General features: G+C 40.2%; 19 protein-coding genes. All 19 read left to right on the top strand.

Going from position 1 to position 20,080, the window contains the following annotated elements; translation table 11 throughout:
- The 19 genes from bshC to HMPREF1210_RS06135 all read left to right on the top strand — a co-directional run bounded on the left by bshC (nucleotide 1) and on the right by HMPREF1210_RS06135 (nucleotide 20,021).
- Nucleotides 1-1,623 carry a bacillithiol biosynthesis cysteine-adding enzyme BshC gene (gene bshC / locus HMPREF1210_RS06225; RefSeq protein ID WP_016427779.1) on the top strand — a complete coding sequence of 541 codons (1,623 nt, stop codon included), beginning with the start codon at nucleotides 1-3 and terminating at the stop codon, nucleotides 1,621-1,623.
- 493 nt (nucleotides 1,624-2,116) lie between these two features.
- Entirely contained in the window at nucleotides 2,117-2,548 is a 432-nt protein-coding gene (gene mraZ, locus HMPREF1210_RS06220) for a division/cell wall cluster transcriptional repressor MraZ (protein WP_036659407.1), read from the top strand.
- A gap of 140 nt (nucleotides 2,549-2,688) precedes the next feature.
- Nucleotides 2,689-3,639: a 16S rRNA (cytosine(1402)-N(4))-methyltransferase RsmH gene (gene rsmH / locus HMPREF1210_RS06215; RefSeq protein WP_016427777.1), complete on the top strand. Its 951-nt coding sequence runs from the start codon at nucleotides 2,689-2,691 to the stop codon at nucleotides 3,637-3,639.
- The gene (gene ftsL, locus HMPREF1210_RS06210) at nucleotides 3,640-4,008 is read left to right on the top strand and encodes a cell division protein FtsL (RefSeq protein WP_016427776.1); all 369 of its coding nucleotides are present in this window, start codon (nucleotides 3,640-3,642) and stop codon (nucleotides 4,006-4,008) included.
- Nucleotides 4,005-6,206 (top strand): penicillin-binding protein, encoded by a 2,202-nt coding sequence (locus tag HMPREF1210_RS06205; protein WP_036659405.1) that lies wholly within the window; start codon nucleotides 4,005-4,007, stop codon nucleotides 6,204-6,206. Before ftsL ends, HMPREF1210_RS06205 begins: the two co-directional genes overlap by 4 nt.
- Nucleotides 6,207-6,264: 58 nt before the next feature.
- Complete coding sequence (locus HMPREF1210_RS06200) at nucleotides 6,265-8,187, top strand: penicillin-binding transpeptidase domain-containing protein (RefSeq protein ID WP_016427774.1); 1,923 nt, start codon at nucleotides 6,265-6,267, stop codon at nucleotides 8,185-8,187.
- Between the two features lie 42 nt (nucleotides 8,188-8,229).
- On the top strand, nucleotides 8,230-9,201 hold the full coding sequence (gene mraY / locus HMPREF1210_RS06195; protein ID WP_016427773.1) for a phospho-N-acetylmuramoyl-pentapeptide-transferase: 972 nt from the start codon (nucleotides 8,230-8,232) through the stop codon (nucleotides 9,199-9,201).
- Complete coding sequence (murD, locus tag HMPREF1210_RS06190; protein WP_016427772.1) at nucleotides 9,202-10,554, top strand: UDP-N-acetylmuramoyl-L-alanine--D-glutamate ligase; 1,353 nt, start codon at nucleotides 9,202-9,204, stop codon at nucleotides 10,552-10,554.
- Between the two features lie 20 nt (nucleotides 10,555-10,574).
- A complete protein-coding gene (gene ftsW / locus HMPREF1210_RS06185) occupies nucleotides 10,575-11,657 on the top strand; it encodes a putative lipid II flippase FtsW (protein ID WP_016427771.1) in 1,083 nt (360 codons plus the stop codon).
- Between the two features lie 22 nt (nucleotides 11,658-11,679).
- Nucleotides 11,680-12,471: a cell division protein FtsQ/DivIB gene (locus HMPREF1210_RS06180; RefSeq protein ID WP_016427770.1), complete on the top strand. Its 792-nt coding sequence runs from the start codon at nucleotides 11,680-11,682 to the stop codon at nucleotides 12,469-12,471.
- Nucleotides 12,452-13,168, top strand: a complete 717-nt coding sequence (locus HMPREF1210_RS06175; protein ID WP_016427769.1) for a DUF881 domain-containing protein — start codon at nucleotides 12,452-12,454, stop codon at nucleotides 13,166-13,168. The genes HMPREF1210_RS06180 and HMPREF1210_RS06175 overlap by 20 nt, the downstream gene beginning before the upstream one ends.
- A gap of 219 nt (nucleotides 13,169-13,387) precedes the next feature.
- A complete protein-coding gene (locus tag HMPREF1210_RS06170) occupies nucleotides 13,388-14,107 on the top strand; it encodes a DUF881 domain-containing protein (RefSeq protein ID WP_016427768.1) in 720 nt (239 codons plus the stop codon).
- 3 nt (nucleotides 14,108-14,110) lie between these two features.
- The gene (locus tag HMPREF1210_RS06165; RefSeq protein WP_016427767.1) at nucleotides 14,111-14,467 is read left to right on the top strand and encodes a small basic family protein; all 357 of its coding nucleotides are present in this window, start codon (nucleotides 14,111-14,113) and stop codon (nucleotides 14,465-14,467) included.
- Between the two features lie 111 nt (nucleotides 14,468-14,578).
- Nucleotides 14,579-15,871, top strand: coding sequence for a cell division protein FtsA (ftsA, locus tag HMPREF1210_RS06160; RefSeq protein WP_016427766.1), 1,293 nt, complete (start codon nucleotides 14,579-14,581; stop codon nucleotides 15,869-15,871).
- 39 nt (nucleotides 15,872-15,910) lie between these two features.
- Complete coding sequence (gene ftsZ / locus HMPREF1210_RS06155) at nucleotides 15,911-17,086, top strand: cell division protein FtsZ (protein ID WP_016427765.1); 1,176 nt, start codon at nucleotides 15,911-15,913, stop codon at nucleotides 17,084-17,086.
- 160 nt (nucleotides 17,087-17,246) lie between these two features.
- Nucleotides 17,247-18,077 carry a sigma-E processing peptidase SpoIIGA gene (locus HMPREF1210_RS06150; protein ID WP_016427764.1) on the top strand — a complete coding sequence of 277 codons (831 nt, stop codon included), beginning with the start codon at nucleotides 17,247-17,249 and terminating at the stop codon, nucleotides 18,075-18,077.
- A 19-nt stretch (nucleotides 18,078-18,096) separates the two neighbouring features.
- Nucleotides 18,097-18,804: an RNA polymerase sporulation sigma factor SigE gene (gene sigE, locus HMPREF1210_RS06145; protein WP_016427763.1), complete on the top strand. Its 708-nt coding sequence runs from the start codon at nucleotides 18,097-18,099 to the stop codon at nucleotides 18,802-18,804.
- A gap of 95 nt (nucleotides 18,805-18,899) precedes the next feature.
- Nucleotides 18,900-19,688 (top strand): RNA polymerase sporulation sigma factor SigG, encoded by a 789-nt coding sequence (sigG, locus tag HMPREF1210_RS06140; protein ID WP_036659758.1) that lies wholly within the window; start codon nucleotides 18,900-18,902, stop codon nucleotides 19,686-19,688.
- 84 nt (nucleotides 19,689-19,772) lie between these two features.
- On the top strand, nucleotides 19,773-20,021 hold the full coding sequence (locus HMPREF1210_RS06135; protein ID WP_016427761.1) for a YlmC/YmxH family sporulation protein: 249 nt from the start codon (nucleotides 19,773-19,775) through the stop codon (nucleotides 20,019-20,021).
- The last annotated feature ends 59 nt before the right edge of the window (nucleotides 20,022-20,080 follow it).

Genomic DNA, 20,080 nt, shown 5'->3' with positions numbered 1-20,080 from the left:
ATGAAATTTGACCAAATTGATCAACCGAATAGCAGTTCTTTCATGACTGATTTTTATGCTCAAAAGGAAGAGCTTTCTGCTTATTTTCATAATTTACCGAACCAAACATCTTTTGTGAATCGTGCAATGACATTAAAATCGCACCGTATAGACCGAACACAACTGACAAAAGTAATCCGTGACTATATGGCGAATTTGCTTCATAGCGAAAAAGTGGATTTTCATTTGAAAGAGTTGGAAGAAAATGCCCTTGTCGTTATTGGAGGACAACAAGCGGGATTACTTACTGGACCACTTTATTCTGTACATAAAGCGATATCAATTGTCCTGTTGGCCAAACAGCAACGGGAAGCTTTAGGTGTTCCAGTCGTACCTGTTTTTTGGATTGCGGGAGAAGACCATGACTTAGACGAAATAAACTCTACTTTCACGCCATTACGGGGGACTTTACAAAAACAAACCTATAATGTTCGACCTAATCGTAAACAAATGGCGTCTGAGAGTATGCTTGAGACCGGGAAATTACAGTCTTTTATTCGTGACGTCTTTAAACAATTCACGGAAACGGCTTATACGAAAGTATTGCTTCAAAAGTATTTGAAAGTTGCCGAACAAACTTCAACCTATAGTCAATTTTTCACCGTAATGATGCATGACTTTTTTGCCAATGAAGGCTTGTTGCTGATTGATGCAGCATTCGAACCCCTTCGACGCTATGAATCTCCTTATTTTGAGAAGATGATAGACCAAGCGCAAGAAATTGCATCACTTGTTGTCGAACAGGAAAATCGTTTTCAGCAAGCGGGATACGGTCAACCTATTCAAGCTTCCGAAGACAGTGGTAACTTATTCATCGTAGAAAATGGAGAACGATTTTTATTAAAGCACTTCGATGGGACGTTTAAAAATGAAGCTGCGGGTCTCTCTTTCACTAAACATGAATTATTGGACATTGCAAAAAATTATCCAGAACGCTTGAGCAACAATGTAGTGACACGTCCGTTAATGCAGGAAATGGTATTCCCTGTCTTAGCATTCATTGGTGGCCCGGGTGAACTGGCGTATTGGGCAACTTTCAAAACCATGTTCGAACATTTTGATATGGAATTACCTGTCATCGTGCCTCGCTTATCTATGACCATTATTGACAGAAAGTCCAAACAGTATTTGAATGAGCTTGATTTACCACTGGAAAGTGTTTTCAACGGACAAATGCAAATGCATAAACAGGACTTTATGGATGATGTTAAAGATGATGTGGCGGAAGAAATAATTCGGGAAATCCAGCAGACACTGGTTGAGCATTACGAAAAACTAACAAATCATTTAGCCACAACACAAGCATCTACTTCGCTTTCCGTTCTGACGGAGAAAAATTTGGCGATTCATAACAACCAATTTAGTTACTTGAGCCGTAAAATAGAAGATGCCAATTTGTTGCGTCATGAAGTGAAGCTTCGTAAGTACAATCATATTGAAGGGTTTCTTTTCCCGGAATATAAGTTACAGGAACGTTGGTTTAGTCCATTATTGTTCTTAAATGAAGTGGGCCCTACGTTAATTGATGATCTTTTATCTCAACCGTTTGAATTTAACGGAAAGCATAAAGTTATTTCGTATTAATTCTTAAGTCTGTTAACTATTAATGTTGATATGTATAAGAATTATTGTTACTCCAATCAACGGATTTCGCTTCTGTTTGCGTATCTCTTCATATTATTTCATTACTAAGATGGTCGGCTATTTCTGAAGACTCCTGCGGAAAAACGAAATAAGCTAGACCCCGCAGGTTCAGCTGTCATAGACAGCTGAGCCGAGGAGGCTAGCGTTTCGTCCGCGGAAAGCGAAAGAAATAGCCGACCATAATATTTTTTGATAGAGTGTAAAAGATAAGAATGCGGATTTTTATACTTTTATATTGATTAATATTCTTTTGTCAACAAGCTGAAGCCGTCTCGGTTAAAGAGACGGCTTTTTTCTATGGGGTAAAAGGCTTTTAGGTTGTTTCAGCAAGTACTATTTACACATTTCATCGTGTAATGAAAAAAAAATATAAAAATGGTGGAGGAAAGTGGGGGGATGTGGTACATTAATGACAATAAGTGGGGTGAGTAGGATGTTCATGGGAGAATATCAACATAGTGTTGATGCGAAGGGCCGTCTTATTATACCGGCAAAATTTCGTGAGCACCTTGAAGAGACGTTTGTAATTACAAGAGGTCTTGATAACTGCTTATTCGGCTATCCTATGAATGAATGGCGAAAACTTGAAGAAAAATTAAAGGCTTTGCCTGTAACTAAAAAAGATGCCCGTGCATTTACGCGATTCTTCTTTTCAGGAGCAACAGAAGTTGAAATCGATAAGCAAGGTCGCATCAATATCCCAAGTACATTACTATCCCATGCAAATGTGGAAAAAGAATGTATCGTTCTTGGCGTTTCAAATCGAATTGAGATTTGGGCAAAAGATTCTTGGACATCCTATTTTGATGAATCCGAGGACTCATTTAACGATTTAGCTGAAAATATGATTGGCTTTGATATCTAAGGAAAACAGATATGCCCATGTAAGCTCAACTCCAGCGATCGAAAGCTCGATGCGAAAGCCTGCTTTCGCATGAGAGACTGAAGCTTAGGAGTGAGTTGAGATTCGAAGTTAGACAAAACAAAATTTAGGAGGACGAACAGTTGTTCAACCATACAACCGTATTGCTTCAAGAAACCGTTGACGGATTGAACATTCGTCCAGACGGTACATATGTTGACTGCACCCTTGGTGGAGCGGGACATAGTGAATATTTAGTACAACAGTTAAACGATCAAGGAAGATTGATTTGCTTTGATCAAGACACAATCGCAATCGAAAATGCGAAAATTCGTCTGTCGGATCATTTGCACAAAGTAATCTTTGTACATGCGAATTTCCGCTTCATAAAAGAAAAGCTTCACGAACTTGGCATCGAAAAAGTGGATGGGATCCTGTATGACCTAGGTGTTTCATCACCACAACTCGATACGCCGGAACGTGGATTTAGTTACAACCATGATGCACCTTTGGACATGCGTATGGATACTTCTGCGCCACTTTCGGCCTATCACGTGGTCAACGAATGGGAATTCAATGATTTGGTTCGCATTTTCTATCGCTATGGTGAAGAGAAATTCTCAAAACAGATCGCTCGCAAGATTGAAGAAGCCAGAAAACATGCACCAATCGAAACAACAGGACAACTTGTAGAATTAATTAAAGATGGGATCCCTGCACCTGCCAGAAGAAAAGGCGGACATCCTGCGAAACGCGTATTCCAAGCAATTCGGATTGCAGTGAATGATGAACTAGGAGCTGCTGAACAATCACTCCAAGATGCACTCGATTTGCTTGCATTAAATGGACGTATCAGCGTTATCACTTTCCACTCACTGGAGGACCGCATTACGAAAACCATTTTCAAAGAAGCAGCCTCATACCCGGATCTACCACCAAATTTACCGGTCATCCCAGAAGGCATGGAACCTATGTTGAAATTAGTAACAAGAAAACCGATATTACCAAGTGAAGAAGAATTACTTCACAATAATCGCTCTCGATCAGCGAAGCTACGAATCGCAGAAAAAATAAAGGATGAAGGACGTGTCTAAATGGCAATGCACGCAAAAACACAAACAACTTACATAAAGCAGCCTGTCGTTAATCCACAGCCTGCCATCCATCCGTCCACTAAGCCGGAACGGAAAATTTTTACTAAAGGTGAGAAAATATTATTTGCAGTCTTCGTATCCATCGTTGCATTGTTTTGTGTGATGATTTTACAGACACAAGCAAGCATTCACACATCTGCTCAAGACATTCGATCAATTGAACAGCAAATCGATGAAACAAAAAAACAGAATACAGATTTGTCCATTCAAGTTAGTGAGCTCTCAAAGTATGAGCGAGTTTGGGAAAAAGCTAAAGCACTTGGCTTGAAACTGAACGAGCAAAATGTGAAGGTCGTACCGGGACAATGAAGAAGAAATTTCGATTTCAATGGGGAGCCTTTCTGATGTTATTGTTCTACGGAGGGCTCTTTTTTCTATTGTTGTCAAGGATGATATTTATTCAGGTCACGGGAGAAGCGGATGGGCAAGCGCTTGCAGCAAAAGCAGCCGCTAAATATGAAAGAGAACAAGTGATTACTTCGAGTCGAGGTAAAATTCTCGATAAAAACGGTGAAATTATTGCGGAAGATACATTGAGCTACCGATTAGTAGCGGTGCTCAGTCCAGAAGCAACGGCAGATGCAAAAAATCCACAACATGTAAATGATGTGGAGAAAACGGCAACTGTACTTGCTGAATACATTCCATTATCAAAAGAGAAAATAATGGAACGTTTATCGAAAGAAGGCGTTTATCAAGTTGAATTTGGTTCTGCTGGCAGAGATATCAGTCATGAAGTCATGACGAAAATTTCGGAGCATAAATTGCCTGGTCTCGTTTTTGTCAAAGATTTAAAACGTTTTTACCCAAATGGGACATTTGCGTCTCATTTAATTGGTTTTGCCGTGAAAGAAGAACAGGAAGATGGCACTTTCCAGACAGTAGGTAAAATGGGTCTTGAATCGATTTATAACAAGCAATTAACTGGGAAAAATGGGAAAGTGCAATACGAAAGTGATTTATGGGGGTATCTACTACCGAATTCTGAAGAAATGGTGACGCCTGCACAGGATGGGCATAACATTCATCTGACGCTGGATAAAACAGTCCAGAATTTCCTTGAAGATGCCATGAGTCGTGTTGAGGAACAGTATAATCCTGAGAAAATAGTAGCGATGGTCGCAGACCCGAAGACGGGTAAAATTCTGGCCATGAGCCAGCGTCCCTCTTTCGATCCGGAAACACGTGAAGGACTGACAACAAACTGGTTGAATGAAACTATTGAAAATACGATAGAACCAGGTTCCACGATGAAGACGTTTACGGTTGCTGCTGCCATGGAAGAAGGCAAATGGGATCCGAACGCTTGGTACCAATCGGGACAATATACATTACTCGACCGAACAATCCGTGACCACAATCGTACCGGATGGGGTACGATTACGTTTGAAGAAGGATTCCAACGATCCTCAAACGTTGCCATGGCTTATTTACTAGAGAGACTGGGTGACACCGTCTTCCTTGAATACTTGGACAAATTTGGCTTCGGCAAGAAAACAGGCATTGACCTGCCAAATGAAGCAAGCGGGGAAATTATCAGTAAGTGGCCGATCGACCGTCTGGTTTCTACGTTTGGTCAAGGATCCACTGTGACCCCTATGCAACTGATTCAAGCCGAAACAGCCATTGCTAATGATGGAGTCATGATGAAACCGTATGTTATCGAAAAAATAGTAAACCCCTCTACCAATGAGGTCATGCATGACTCAAAACCGGAACAAGCAGGTAAACCTATTTCTGCGGAAACTGCAAAAAAAATGCGGGAGTTATTGGCCTCTACGGTTACGGCTGAACACGGGACGGCTAAAAGATTTGAACTGACGGATTATACGGTGGCCGGAAAAACGGGAACTGCGGAAATTCCGGATGAGTTTGGACGCTATCAGAAAGGGTATGAAAACTATTTGTATTCATTCCTTGGCATGGCTCCCGCAGAAGATCCACAGTTGGTGGTATATGTAGCGGTTTCCAAACCGAAATTAAAAGATGGTGAAGTGGGGTCCATTCCTGTTTCGGAAATATTCAAATCCGTGACTGAAAATAGTTTGAAATACATGAACATCAAACCACAGCAAGTAAAATCCATTCCATCAGTGACACTGCCGGATGTGAAAGATAAAGATTTGGCGATGGCTCAAAGTACCATGCTTGAACATAAAATGAATGCAGTGACTATCGGAGAGAGTGGCAAAGTTCAAGAGCAGTTTCCAGCTGCTGGTACTGAAATTCTTCCAGGGAGTCTGGTCCTGTTGAAAACACAAGGTCCTATCACGATACCGGACTTTACGAATTGGTCTAAACGTCATATTTGGGTATACCAAAAGCTTTCCGGATTAAACATTGAAGTCGTCGGAGAAGGATATGTCGTAAGTCAAAGTGTTTCCAAAGGGTCGGTCGCAAACGAACAGACCCCGATCGTTATTAAATTGGAAACACCGGAAGAAACCAATAAAAAAATAGAACCACTGCCGGTTAAAGATGGAGAAGAAACACTTCCGCAAGATTAAATATTGAATAGGCACTCCATTCCTATCATACGTTGTTAAAAAACAAGGTGTGGTTAAAATGAAGGCAGGAGTGCCTCAGCAATTGAAAATCAGAGTTCGGACAATGGTTCTCCTCTTTTTTTGCTTAAGTATTGCATCATTGGGGAAATTGATTTACATGCAATTTTTTCAATATGAATGGCTTACTGAGAAAGCAGAAGAGAATTGGGATCGTGAAATTCCATTTTCACAGACAAGAGGCAACATTCGCGATCGTGATGGTGAATTAATTGTAGGAAGCAAGCTCTCACCGACGCTGTATTTTATGCCTGCTCAAAATGAAGATGTTGAGAGTGCTGCTGCAAAACTAAGCAAAGCTCTTAATATTGACGAAAATAAACTGGTTGAGCAGATGAGTAAAAAAACATTCCTAATAAAATTGGCGCCTGCAGGAAAGAATATAGAGCTCGGTAAAGCGATTGAAATCCAATCCTTAAAAATTCCTGGTTTATATACAGGGGTTGACTATGTTCGAGATTATCCCCATGATGAAATATTGTCTCGGTTATTGGGGTTCACTGGATACGATCATGAAGGTCTAGCCGGTATTGAATATCAATACAATGAATTTTTGACATCGACAGAATCAACGCTCAGATTATTTACAGATGCAAAAGGCACTTCCTTGCCCCATGTAAATGACGAATGGGGGAAAGGAAAGGATGGTTCGACGATCGATTTGACGATTGATTTAGATGTCCAAGAAGTGATAGAAAGAGAATTATCCCAGGCAATGAAGAAATATGATGCTGATCAGGCGATGGGAATTGCCATGAATCCAAAAACAGGAGCGATTCTGGGATTAGCTTCGTTCCCGACTTTCCATCCTTTACAATATGACAAAGTGAGTCCTAGCGTTTATAATCAGAACTTGCCGGTGTCGATGACATTTGAACCTGGTTCAACTTTCAAAATAATCACGCTTGCAGCTGCTCTTGAAGAAGGGAAAGTGGATTTAAAAAAAGAAGCTTTTTATGATCCGGGGTATGCGATTGTCGAAGGCGCAAGGTTGCGATGCTGGAAAAGGGAAGGTCATAAGCATCAGACTTTTTTGGAAGTGGTTGAAAACTCTTGTAACCCAGGCTTTATTGAACTAGGTCAACGTGTTGGACGTGACAAGCTGTCGCAATACATACGTGATTTTGGTTTTGGGCAAAAAACAGGATCATCCATTGCTGGTGAATCCTCAGGAATTCTGTTTTCTAAAGGAAGTTATGGACCAGTCGAACATGCGACTACATCGTTCGGCCAAGGAATATCAACAACACCCATTCAACAAGTTCAGGCAGTATCAGCTGCTGTCAATGGCGGTACTTTGTTTCAACCCTATGTTGTAAATCGAATTTACAATGAACAAACGAACGAAGTGATAAAGGAAAACAAACCAACGAAAGTAAGACAGGTTATTTCTGAAGAAACATCCAAACAAGTTCGTGAAGCATTGGAATCAGTTGTGGCGAACGGCTCAGGCCGAAATGCATTCCGCGATACGATGCGCATTGGAGGGAAAACAGGGACTGCTCAAAAGGCTGTTAACGGTCGCTATGTAGAAGGGCAATACATTGTTTCGTTTATTGGCTTTGCACCGGCTAACGACCCTGAAATCGTAGTATATATCGCCATAGATAATCCAAAACACGTGTTGCAGTTCGGTGGAGTTATTGCTGCACCGATTGTAGGACAAATCATTGAAGATAGTGCTCCTTTTATTGGATTCAAGAATTCTGCCAAAGATCAACTTGAAAAAGAGTATCGTTGGGGAGATGCAATGCAATTGCGAGTACCTGAACTAGTAGGTCTCGAGAAAAATAAAGTGATTAAAATGGAAGAGCCTTTCAGAATTGAATGGCACGGGACGGGAAATAAAATCATCTCCCAGCTTCCAAAAGCAGACAGTTTACTGTCTGTAGACGGTACGGTTCATTTATACTTAGGTGAATAATAGTAATAACGACAACCATCGTTTATTTGAAGGAGAATACATATGACACTCGCAACAACACTTATGATTGTAGGGATTGGCTTTTTCCTTACGATACTGTTAACTCCACTTTTCATTCCGGCATTAAAGCGAATGAAGTTTGGTCAAAGTATCCGTGAGGAAGGTCCTCAATCCCATATGAAAAAAGCCGGCACCCCTACGATGGGAGGGCTTGTTTTTATTGTTTCCATTGTCCTCACGACTCTAGGCGTTGCTTTTTATTTGGAAATGTTAACCACACAAACGATTGTTTTAGTCATCGTGTTTGTCGGTTTTGGCGTCATTGGCTTTTTGGATGACTTTATTAAAGTTGTATTAAAAAGAAATTTAGGATTAACATCCTTACAAAAATTGATAGGGCAAATCGTTATTGCCGTAGCCTCTTTCTTCTTGTTAAAGCAAGGTCCATTTGAAACTACAGTAGGTATACCGTTCACGGACTGGTCAGTTGATCTTGGCTTTGCCTATGTATTATTCATGGTGTTTTGGCTGGTAGGATTCTCGAATGCAGTCAATTTGACAGATGGACTGGACGGCTTAGTTTCAGGAACAGCCTCCATTGCTTTTACGACATTTGGCGTATTGGCCATGTATTACAATCAACAAGATATTGCGATTTTCGCGTTTGCCGTAACAGGCGCACTTCTTGGTTTCTTAATTTTCAATGCAAATCCTGCTAAATTATTTATGGGGGATACTGGTTCGCTCGCACTAGGTGGAGCTCTGGCGATGGTTTCGATTTTAGTTAAGCAAGAGCTTTTGTTGCTGCTTGTTGGGATCATATTCGTTGCAGAGACGCTGTCAGTAATTTTACAAGTCATCAGTTTTAAAACGACTGGAAAACGAATATTTAAAATGAGTCCTCTTCATCACCATTTTGAATTATCCGGCTGGTCTGAATGGAAAGTTGTCGTCGTCTTTTGGTCAACGGCATTCCTTGCAGCCTTTATTGTCGTTATGATGGAGGTATTATAAATGAAAAGCATTACACAATTTACATCTAAAAAAGTACTGGTACTGGGACTTGCAAAAAGCGGCGTCGCAGCTGCGGAGCTGCTCCACAAATTAGGTGCTTTTGTTACCGTCAATGACGCGAAACCGTTTGAGGAAAGTCAAGATGCACAGAATTTATTGAGTAAAGGAATTACCGTCATTTGCGGAAGACATCCTGAGGATTTGCTGGACGAAGGATTCGAATATGTAATTAAAAATCCTGGTATTCCTTATCACAACCCGATTGTCAGTGACGCTATTTCCCGGGGAATACCGGTTTGGACAGAAATAGAACTTGCCTATTTAATAAGCGAGGCTCCGTTTATCGGCATTACAGGTTCGAATGGTAAAACAACCACTACTACCTTACTTTTCCATATATTGAATCAAGGTGGTCAAAAGCCATTAATCGCTGGCAATATCGGTACGGTAGCTTGTTCAGTTGCGCAAGAGGCACAGACGGACCAAATCATCGTAACAGAATTATCATCATTCCAATTGATGGGTATTGATCAATTCAAACCGAAAATCTCGATTTTGACTAATTTATATGAAGCCCATTTGGATTATCACGGATCTTTCGAAGAATATGGCGAAGCAAAATTTGCAGTCACCAAAAATCAAACGTCTGAAGATATTTTCATTTACAATGCAGATCAACCAGCAGTGGTTAATTATGCAAGCAAAACTAAAGCAAAACTTTTGCCGTTTTCAACTAAAGGACGTCGTCAAGATGGAATCAGTGCGGATGCTGAACGTATCTATTGGCTCGGCGAACCATTCCTTGAAAGAAAATCAATTGCTTTGCCTGGAGAACACAATCTAGAAAACATTTTAGCTGCAGTTGCTACATCCATTTTAATGTCTTGTCCAAAAGAAACAATTGAGCATGTCTTGACGTCCTTTACTGGAGTAAAACATCGCACACAATTCGTACGCGAATGGAAGCAACGCAAGTTCTTCAATGATTCGAAAGCAACGAATACTTTAGCAACCAAGAGTGCGCTCGCAGCCTTCAAGGAACCTATCATATTAATTGCTGGTGGATTAGATCGCGGCCATTCATTTGAGGAAATGCGTGAGTATATGGGGAACGTGAAAGTTATCGTGACATTTGGAGAAACTGCTGAGCGTCTTATTGAATTTGCCGAATCATGTGGAGTTAAAGGTTTGGAAAAAGTCGAGAATATTCAACAAGCCGTTCATGTCGCAACTGAGTTATCAAAACCACATGATGTCATTCTGCTTTCACCAGCTTGTGCGAGTTGGGATCAATATGCAAACTTTGAGTTGCGTGGAGACGATTTCATCCAAGCAGTCTTTCAAATCAACTAATAAGAATAACAGACGAAGGGATGCCAAAACTGCAGAAAAGACCGACAAATGTTTTTCTGTTTACTAGTTTACTATTAACTGTCATTGGCTATTTTTTTGTTTACTCTGCCGGCTCTTACTGGGGGAAAGTGCATTACCAAGACAGTTTGCCATTCTTCTGGAAACAGGCAATGTTCGGCACCTTGGGGATGTTATGTGCACTTGTTATGTCGAAAATGACGTTCCTGAGCAATCGGAAATTCTGGAAGATTGCTTATATTTTATCCATTCTTCTGCTTTTTTCGGTGTACATCCCCGGTCTAGGGATTGTAAGGAATGGATCCCAAAGCTGGATTCAAATCGCCGGTTTCAGCTTGCAACCTGCTGAATTCGTCAAGATTTCAGTCATTGGATTTCTAGCTTGCATGCTGGCACAAAAGTCTACTGGACTCAAAAGACGCTATGTTCAGCCCATACTGATTTGTTTGGTTCCCGCTGGAATCATATTGGTCCAGCCGGATTTTGGTTCAGCTTTTCTGTTAATTGTGGGTGGATTTTCCCTGTTGTTCATCGCGGGGTTTCCGGTGCGCTTCTTCGTTGGTATTGGGTCCATTGGCGTATTGGCTCTCGTTGGCTTGATCATTTCTGCACCTTACAGATTAAAGCGTATATATGCCTTCCTCGATCCATGGGAAGATGCATTGAATAGCGGTTTTCAAGGTACCCAATCTTTAATGGCGATCGGACCATCGGGATTGTTTGGTCACGGCTTCGGCCAAAGTCGACAGAAGTTCCTTTATTTGCCCGAACCACAAAATGATTTCATTTTCTCAATTATTGTGGAGGAAATGGGCTTTATCGGTGCTTTCTTGTTAATTGGGTTGTTCTGCCTGTTCTTGTACACAGGATATAGACTAGCCGTATTGGCGCCAACCAAAGTAGGTTTTTATGCGATTGCAGGAATTCAATCGATGATTGGTTTCCAAATATTTTTAAATATTGGGGTGGTCATTGGCTTATTCCCAGTAACAGGTGTAACATTACCATTTATTAGTTACGGTGGCTCATCTTTACTTTCAACCTGGCTCATTGTCGGGCTAATTCTACGATTTTCAAAAGACTGATAGATAGGAAGGAGTGAATAACGTGGATAAAATTATCGACATTGAAGACCGTATACCGACGCTGAGAGAGCGCAGAAAAAAGAGAACAAATCGCAAGTTCACGTTATTGCTCGTCTTTTTCCTATTAACTTTACTTGGTCTCCTCTATTTTCAATCTCCGTATAGTCACGTTCAAACCATTGTCGTGAAAGGGTCTAATTTAGCGACAAGTGACGAATATATTGATCGAAGTGGTATTCAAAAAGGACAATCCATGTGGGAAATCCGGACAAGTAATGCCGAAGAAATTTTACAAAAAAATGAATGGATTCAAGATGTCACAGTTAAGCGAAGCGGTTTAACGGCGGTAACAATTGAATTAAAAGAGTGGAAAAAAGCAGCCTATGTACAAACAGAAGATGGCTTTGATTTGGTACTTGAAAATGGAACTGTGTATCATACCTCTGAAAACATGGCGCCGGTCGATGCACCTGTATTAAGTGCGTTTGATAATCCAAAAGCATTGACTCGTATGGTGAAGGAACTTGCCAAATTAAACGGTGAAGTTTTGTCCATGATTTCACAGATAGAATCTGTTCCATCTAAGGCAGACCCTTACCGCATTCGATTATTTATGAATGACGGATTTGAAGTTAGGGCCGTAATTCCGTCATTTGCTGAAAAAATGAATTATTATCCATCAATCATTGCTCAAATCGGTGAATCTGAAAAAGGTGTCATTGATATAGAAGTGGGATCCTTCTTCCAGACATATGCAGATATGTATAATCCACAGTCAAAGGAGGAGGAGGAAGTTGAAGAAACTCCAGAATAAGCCTAATCGTTCGGTTGTGAACAAACGCATTATCTTTTCTTTAGTGTGCCTAGTGCTAGGCTTTATTTTAGCCTATTCCTATAGTCTTTCGAGCAGTAAAAAGATGAGCGGAGAGCCTACCAGCAGCAAGTATTTTGAACATGAGGAACGCTACAGGGAAGACCTTATTCAGCAAAAAGAACGAAATAAAGAGTTGGAAACAGAATTAGTGGCGAGACAACAACAAGTTCGCGAGATTGAAAAATCACTGTCAGGAAGTGAAGAGCAGTACGAGAGTCTGATAGATGAAGCGGAAGATTTACGATTACTTCTAGGAATTCTTCCTTCCACAGGTGAAGGGGTAATAGTTCAGCTTGAAGATGCCGAGTACGATCCGGCTTCAGTCAATCCAAATGACTATATTGTTCACGAAAGTCATGTATTCCAGGTGCTGAATGAACTGAAAATATCTGGAGCACAAGCAATATCCATCAATGGACAAAGATTGCAAGCCAATTCGTACATAAAATGCAACGGTCCGGTCATAACGATTGATGGAAAACAGTTCCCTGCTCCATTCGTTATTGAGGCAATAGGTGATCCAACTGTATTAATGCCATCATTGAAACTCACTGGTGGTGTGCTGGATCAATTGCTTAATGATAATATTGTGGTAACAATCGAAGAAAAATCAAAAATACAAATGCCAGCGTTATAAGAAAAGCGGAAAGCGCCACTCTAGCCTGACTCCGGCGCTGGAAGACCCGATTCGAAGGCTTGCTTTCGCATGAGGGTCTGAAGCTTAGGAGCGGGCTGGCGTTTGGAGTTAGACCTAGAAAAGCGGATAGCGCCACTCTAGTACACCACCGCTACTTTTAGAATGGCATGGACAAGCAAGCATGGACAACCTCTTTACATGAAAGGAAGGAGCGGTTCAATGAAACAAGGTGTTTATGTCCGCTTCACGTTTATCTTATTAATTGTAGGTTTTATGGTTGCGGTACAATACAATACGGTACAAAAACCAGAATCACGGGATACGCGTGATATTTGGGAAATCAGGCAAGAGCTGTCCACAGAAAAACAACTGCATTCAGAGCTTTTGTCAGAAATTAGAGATGTTAATGAAACCATCACAAAGTATGAAAATTTGCAGTCCGAGAGCCCTGCGCAAGCATTGAACGAAACGCTTGAAACGTTAAGAGCAAAAGCGGGTTTGACCGTAGTGACAGGACCTGGATTGGAACTAGTAATTGAACCTTCTTTGGAAGGAATTGCACTTGGTGACAATGTAACGGGTATCTCACCAGATTTACTCGTTCGCTTGCTTAATGAAATTAACCGTTTTAACGGGCATGCTGTTTCAATCGATGGTAAACGCATTATTCATTCCTCACCAATCAGGGATATTAATGGGCAGACTACAGTTAATAGTTTAAATGTCAGAACTCCGCCATTTAAAATTAGAATTGGAACGGAGACCATGGATGACGCTGAAAAGCTATACAACCATCTACAATCTTCTATGATTGCTGACGACTTCTTTATCGATAATCTGACTTTAAAGATAGGCGAACCAAAAGAGCAAATAAGTATTCCAGCTTATGATCAGTCCATTGAAAATGACTACTTGAAAAATACATCGAAAGGGGACTAACATATGTGGCTACCATTACTAGGATTAATCTTGGGTATATCTCTCGGATTACTAACTGATATTCAAATCCCTTCGGTGTATGAAAACTATTTATCAATAGCAGTTTTAGCAGCGCTTGATACATTGTTTGGAGGTATTCGAGCACAACTTCAACATGTATATGATGACAAAGTGTTCGTATCTGGATTTTTCTTCAATATTGCGCTAGCTGCGGGACTAGCTTTTCTTGGCGTACATTTAGGCGTTGACTTGTATTTGGCAGCTATTTTCGCTTTCGGAGTAAGACTATTCCAAAATATAGCAGTGATTCGACGGATATTATTGACAAGATGGACGGAAAGAAAAGGGACTATTGACTAAAAAACAGTCGAATAGAAGGAAAATTTACAACTTTTGACGATTTTACTTAGACAAGCTTGATAGAATGCAATAGAATGATGAGTAAAGAGTTGTTGAAGGAGGTGCCACGGATTGAATCAGACAGAATTATATGTTTCTCTCGATATTGGTTCTTCATCAATTAAGGTCCTTATCGGAGAGATGACGAACGGTTCCCTAAACGTTATTGGCGTTGGGAATGTAAAATCAAACGGAATTAGAAAAGGTGCAATTGTCGATATTGATGCGACCGTGCAGTCCATTAAAAAAGCAATCGACCAAGCTGAACGAATGATCGGAATGTCTATAAACGAAGTCGTGTTAGGAATTCCTGCAAATCAAGCCATGTTGCATCAAGTTAAAGGCGTGGTGGCAGTTAATAGTGAGAATCGTGAAATTACCGATGATGATTTAGATCGCGTGATAGACTCGGCCCAAGTGATGTCGATTCCGCCTGAAAGAGAATTAGTCAATTTAGTACCCAAACAATTTATTGTGGATCATCTGGATGAAATTAAAGATCCTCGCGGCATGATTGGTATCCGTCTAGAAATGGATGGAACAATGATGACGACATCAAAAACGATTTTACATAATGTTTTACGTTGTGTGGAGCGTGCGGGTCTTCAAATCCGTGAAATATATTTGCAACCACTCGCTTCTGGCTATTTTGCATTATCAGAAGATGAAAAAAATCATGGAACCGCATTCATTGATATTGGTGGCGGTTCAACTACGATTGCTGTCTTCCAAGATGGTCATTTAACACACACATCCGTATTGCCGGTCGGTGGGGATCATTTAACTAAAGATTTATCGATTGTCTTGAAAACACCAACTGAACAAGCGGAAAAAATTAAACATCAATATGGACATGCCTTTTATGATGATGCATCTGACGATGAATTGTTTGAAGTTCCTGTGATTGGTGCAGAAATGAAAGAACAATATAGTCAAAGATACATATCTGAGATTATTGGCGTTCGTTTAGAAGAGTTATTTGAATTAGTCTTAGAAGAATTCTATCGTATGGGTCTTCAAGATTTACCTGGTGGAGTGGTCATTACGGGTGGGGTTGCAAAATTAGAAGGGCTTTCCCAATTGGCTCGCCATATTTTGCAAACTCGCGTCAGACTTTATACACCTGAGTATATCGGAGTACGTGAACCGGGTTACGCTACAGCAGTCGGGTTAATACGCTACGCTTATATGGAAGATCAATTCTTTAACCGATTCGGTGGAAACAGTGCGTTAGGGCAACCAAAAAAACCTGAACAACATTCACCAGCTCCCAAAAAACAAAAACAGCAAACACAGACAAAAGAAGAAGACAAAGAAGGCGTGATGGGGAAAGCTCGCAAATTCCTCGATAAATTTTTCGAATAATAAACTTAGAGACTATTTGTAATTGAAGGAGGAAATGCGATGTTGGAGTTTGATACAAGTGTAGACCAACTTGCCGTCATCAAAGTCATTGGTGTCGGTGGTGGCGGAAATAACGCTGTAAACCGTATGATTGAACACGGAGTTAAAGGTGTAGAATTTATTGCAGTCAATACAGATGCACAAGCATTGAATTTATCAAAAGCAGAAGTGAAGTTACAAATCGGCGCGAAATTGACGCGTGGACTTGGTGCAGGAGCGAACCCTGAAGTAGGTAAAAAAGCTGCTGAAGAAAGCAAAGAACAAATCGAAGAAGCTTTACGTGGTGCTGATATGGTTTTCGTTACAGCTGGTATGGGTGGCGGAACTGGAACAGGTGCTGCACCTGTAATTGCACAAATTGCACGTGAAATTGGTGCTTTGACAGTAGGTGTTGTAACTCGTCCATTCACATTTGAAGGTCGTAAGCGTTCTACTCAGGCAATTGGCGGTATCGGATCGATGAAGGAAGCGGTTGATACATTAATCGTTATTCCTAATGATCGATTACTTGAAATTGTTGATAAAAACACACCGATGTTGGAAGCATTCCGTGAAGCGGATAACGTTCTTCGTCAAGGTGTACAAGGTATTTCGGATTTGATTGCCGTACCTGGTTTAATTAACTTGGACTTTGCTGACGTTAAAACTATTATGTCAAACAAAGGTTCTGCTCTTATGGGTATCGGTATTTCTTCTGGTGAAAACCGTGCTGCTGAAGCTGCGAAGAAGGCCATTTCAAGTCCTCTTCTTGAAACATCAATTGACGGAGCTAAGGGTGTTTTAATGAACATCACTGGCGGTTCAAACTTAAGCTTATTTGAAGTTCAAGAAGCGGCTGATATCGTTGCATCTGCGTCTGATGAAGATGTTAATATGATTTTCGGTTCTGTAATCAATGATAATTTGAAAGATGAAATTATCGTAACAGTAATTGCTACTGGATTTAACGAAGAACAAATTACTCATCGGACAACAAGAAGTGGTGGATTTGGTGCAGGGCGTGCTCAACAAGCTCAAGCTCCTCAACAACCACAACATGTTCCAACTCGTGAATCTAGACGTGAGGAAGCACCTTCTTACCAACAAGAAGCACCAAGAAGAGAGCAACAAACTTCACATCAAGAAGATACGTTAGATATTCCTACGTTCTTGCGCAACCGTCAAAAGAGAAACTAATAACGAAAAGTGAAGAAGAATATAAATTAGAAGCCCAACTTAAGTAGCTTAAATTGCTACTAAGTTGGGCTTTTTTTGTCGTAGATTTTTTTAATAGAGATACAAGAACTGACATGTTTTGCGACGGACAAGTGATACCTTATTTGTAGGAGGTGAGAAAATGTATGCTGAAGTCTTGATCTCGATTAATACACTCATTAATTTTTCATTACTTTCCTTTTCAAACAAAATGGGTTCGTTTCATCAAAAGTCTTGGCGATTATGGCTCAGTGCATTTATTGGTGGTGTAAGTGTTGTTCTGTTTGGTGGTAGTTTCCTTTCAATCGTTGCAACCTTTGTAGTTATGACGACAATTGCTTTTGGAATGAATCGCACCAATTGGATACTGGCAGCAACAAATACTTTAATTGGGGCTTTGTTTGCCGGTGGTCTACTGACAGTCATACAGCCACTTTTAGCCAATGCCAGCTGGTATGTAGTTTTGATGGTTGCAGGTAGTGTGTTGGTGTTTAGTTTAATGGGTGTCAGAAAAAATTGGTTCCGTGTCAATCTGACGGCCTTGAAAGATTCGTATGTCGGTCAAGTGACCATTCGCTTGTTTCAACAAGAATTTCAACTCACCTCATATTCAGACACTGGCAACCAATGCATAGAACCGTTGTCAGGCAATCCTGTTCATTTTATTTCTGCAGAAAAAATGAAATCATACCTCCCAATGGATTTGTGGCAGTATCTTTACGATTTTGAAGGAAGTTCATCTGAAAATTTTAAAGATGTTCCTTTACCATTTCGCTCTCAATTGAGATTGATTCGTCTCCAGACCGTTCAAAATGAATCGACATGGGCAATTGGCATTAAAGTTGATCATATCCGTTTGAAAACAAAAATTGAGCAATCATTGGCGCCGTGTTATATCGTTCTGACTAAAAACAGCAAACATTTTCCACGTCAAACAGATGTTATTTTGCATGCTTCAACATTATTCAGCTAATCATGGGAGGGCGAATGCTATGTTAATGAAAATTTGGAACAGACTGATCGAGCTATGGAGTCGATGGCGTAGTAAAGGAACATACTATATTGGCGGTAGTGAGTCATTGCCACATCCAATGAATCGTGAAGAAGAAGCAAAAACGATTGATGCGTTTATGAATGGCAGTCTTTCTGCTCGTGACACGTTGATTGAGCGAAATTTGAGGCTTGTTGTCTATATTGCAAGACGTTTCGAAAATACTGGTACACATATTGAAGATTTAATCAGCATTGGCTCGATTGGACTTATTAAAGCGATTGAGACATTCAATACAGAAAAGAAAATTAAGCTCGCCACATATGCTTCACGTTGTATTGAAAATGAAATTCTGATGCATCTTCGAAAAACGAGCAGATTAAAATCTGAAGTTTCTTTTGACGAACCATTAAACTCGGATGCTGATGGCAATGAATTGTTACTTTCGGATATTTTAGGCACTGATGAACATATTATTGCAGAGGACGTTGAGAAAAAGATTGAACGTCAATTTATGTTTTCTGCAATTGATTTATTAGAAAAGAGGGAAAAATATATTATGGAATGTCGTTTCGGATTAAATGGTCAAGAAGAAATGACTCAAAAAGAAGTTGCAGATATGCTTGGGATATCTCAGTCTTATATTTCCCGATTGGAAAAGAAAATTATTCATGATTTGAGAGAAGAATTAAATCAACCAACAGCTTAATGGATGAAATTGGACGTATTGCAAAACGCATAGTTTCTTACGAGGCGGACACACTGATATGTATCACAGTGTTAAACAGTTCGGAGGAAAAAGCGATGGTACGTACAAAAGTCGAATTATGTGGTGTAGATACGTCAAAGCTACCTGTTTTATCAAACGAAGTGATGACACAAACTTTTATAAGGTTTCAAAGTGGAGATGAATTAGCAAGAGAAGAGCTTGTGATGGGTAACTTACGATTGGTCCTCAGTTTAGTCCAGCGTTTTGCCTACAGAGGAGAACAAGCTGATGACTTGTTTCAAGTGGGCTGTATAGGCCTGATCAAATCAATTGAAAACTTTGATTTAAAACACAATGTGCGTTTTTCAACGTATGCAGTGCCTATGATAATTGGAGAAATCAGAAGACATTTGCGTGATCATCATCCGGTACGTGTATCAAGGTCTTTGCGAGATATTGCATATAAGTCAATGAAAGCCAAAGAGCAGTATATCGCAGAACATTTACATGAACCCACTTTACAGCAATTGTCAGAGATGATTGATATTCCCCATGAAGATATTCTATTTGCTTTGGATGCCATTCAAGAACCCATTTCGTTGCAGGAGCCTATTTATCACGACGGGGGAGACCCGGTATTCATGCTCGATCAGTTAAAAGATGAGCAAGTGTCAGAAGAATCCTGGTCCACTTATGTTTTTATGAAAGAAAGCATAAGCAAGCTAGACATTCGGGAGCAAAAAATATTAGCTAAACGTTATTATTATGGTGAAACCCAAACTGAAATCGCTAAAGAATTGGGAATTTCCCAGGCTCAGATTTCAAGGTTGGAGAAACACGCCATCCGTGTCATAAAAGAAGAATACAACATTGATTACAGATGAATCAATAAAGCTTTTATTCCTTTTCTGGAATAAAAGCTTTATTTTTTGTTTATGAACATAAACTGTAGAAAGGGGGAATGACCGTTGAAATTTACTGATATCCAACAGAAGGAATTTATTGAGGCAAGTGATGGCCGCATGCTCGGCTTCGTTAATGACGCTAGAATTTCAAAAGAAAATGGAACGATTGAATCTTTTTTCCTGGCAGAACCGAAAAAGATGCTAGAATTGTTTTCAGGCAATCGTCCAACAATTGTTATCAGATTATCAGATATTAAAGTCATTGGTAAAGATGTTGTCATCGTTCAGTCCAGAGGTTCTGAACAGGGATAAGCATTGAATATTCAACGCTTGATTGGTACAATATATAGACAATACCCATATCAAAAAGT

Origin of the sequence: Paenisporosarcina sp. HGH0030 (assembly GCF_000411295.1) — a bacterium.
GTDB lineage: Bacteria > Bacillota > Bacilli > Bacillales_A > Planococcaceae > Paenisporosarcina.
The sequence above is the reverse complement of the archived record's forward strand: the minus strand, read 5'-3'. Positions and strand labels throughout refer to the sequence as shown.

Excerpts from the sequence above, each read along its gene's own strand:
- bshC (WP_016427779.1), top strand. The coding sequence starts at position 1 with ATGAAATTTGACCAAATTGATCAACCGAATAGCAGTTCTTTCATGACT.
- mraZ (WP_036659407.1), top strand. The coding sequence starts at position 2,117 with ATGTTCATGGGAGAATATCAACATAGTGTTGATGCGAAGGGCCGTCTT.
- ftsL (WP_016427776.1), top strand. The coding sequence starts at position 3,640 with ATGGCAATGCACGCAAAAACACAAACAACTTACATAAAGCAGCCTGTC.
- HMPREF1210_RS06205 (WP_036659405.1), top strand. The coding sequence starts at position 4,005 with ATGAAGAAGAAATTTCGATTTCAATGGGGAGCCTTTCTGATGTTATTG.
- HMPREF1210_RS06200 (WP_016427774.1), top strand. The coding sequence starts at position 6,265 with ATGAAGGCAGGAGTGCCTCAGCAATTGAAAATCAGAGTTCGGACAATG.
- mraY (WP_016427773.1), top strand. The coding sequence starts at position 8,230 with ATGACACTCGCAACAACACTTATGATTGTAGGGATTGGCTTTTTCCTT.
- murD (WP_016427772.1), top strand. The coding sequence starts at position 9,202 with ATGAAAAGCATTACACAATTTACATCTAAAAAAGTACTGGTACTGGGA.
- ftsW (WP_016427771.1), top strand. The coding sequence starts at position 10,575 with ATGCCAAAACTGCAGAAAAGACCGACAAATGTTTTTCTGTTTACTAGT.
- HMPREF1210_RS06170 (WP_016427768.1), top strand. The coding sequence starts at position 13,388 with ATGAAACAAGGTGTTTATGTCCGCTTCACGTTTATCTTATTAATTGTA.
- HMPREF1210_RS06165 (WP_016427767.1), top strand. The coding sequence starts at position 14,111 with ATGTGGCTACCATTACTAGGATTAATCTTGGGTATATCTCTCGGATTA.
- ftsZ (WP_016427765.1), top strand. The coding sequence starts at position 15,911 with ATGTTGGAGTTTGATACAAGTGTAGACCAACTTGCCGTCATCAAAGTC.
- HMPREF1210_RS06150 (WP_016427764.1), top strand. The coding sequence starts at position 17,247 with ATGTATGCTGAAGTCTTGATCTCGATTAATACACTCATTAATTTTTCA.
- sigE (WP_016427763.1), top strand. The coding sequence starts at position 18,097 with ATGTTAATGAAAATTTGGAACAGACTGATCGAGCTATGGAGTCGATGG.
- sigG (WP_036659758.1), top strand. The coding sequence starts at position 18,900 with ATGGTACGTACAAAAGTCGAATTATGTGGTGTAGATACGTCAAAGCTA.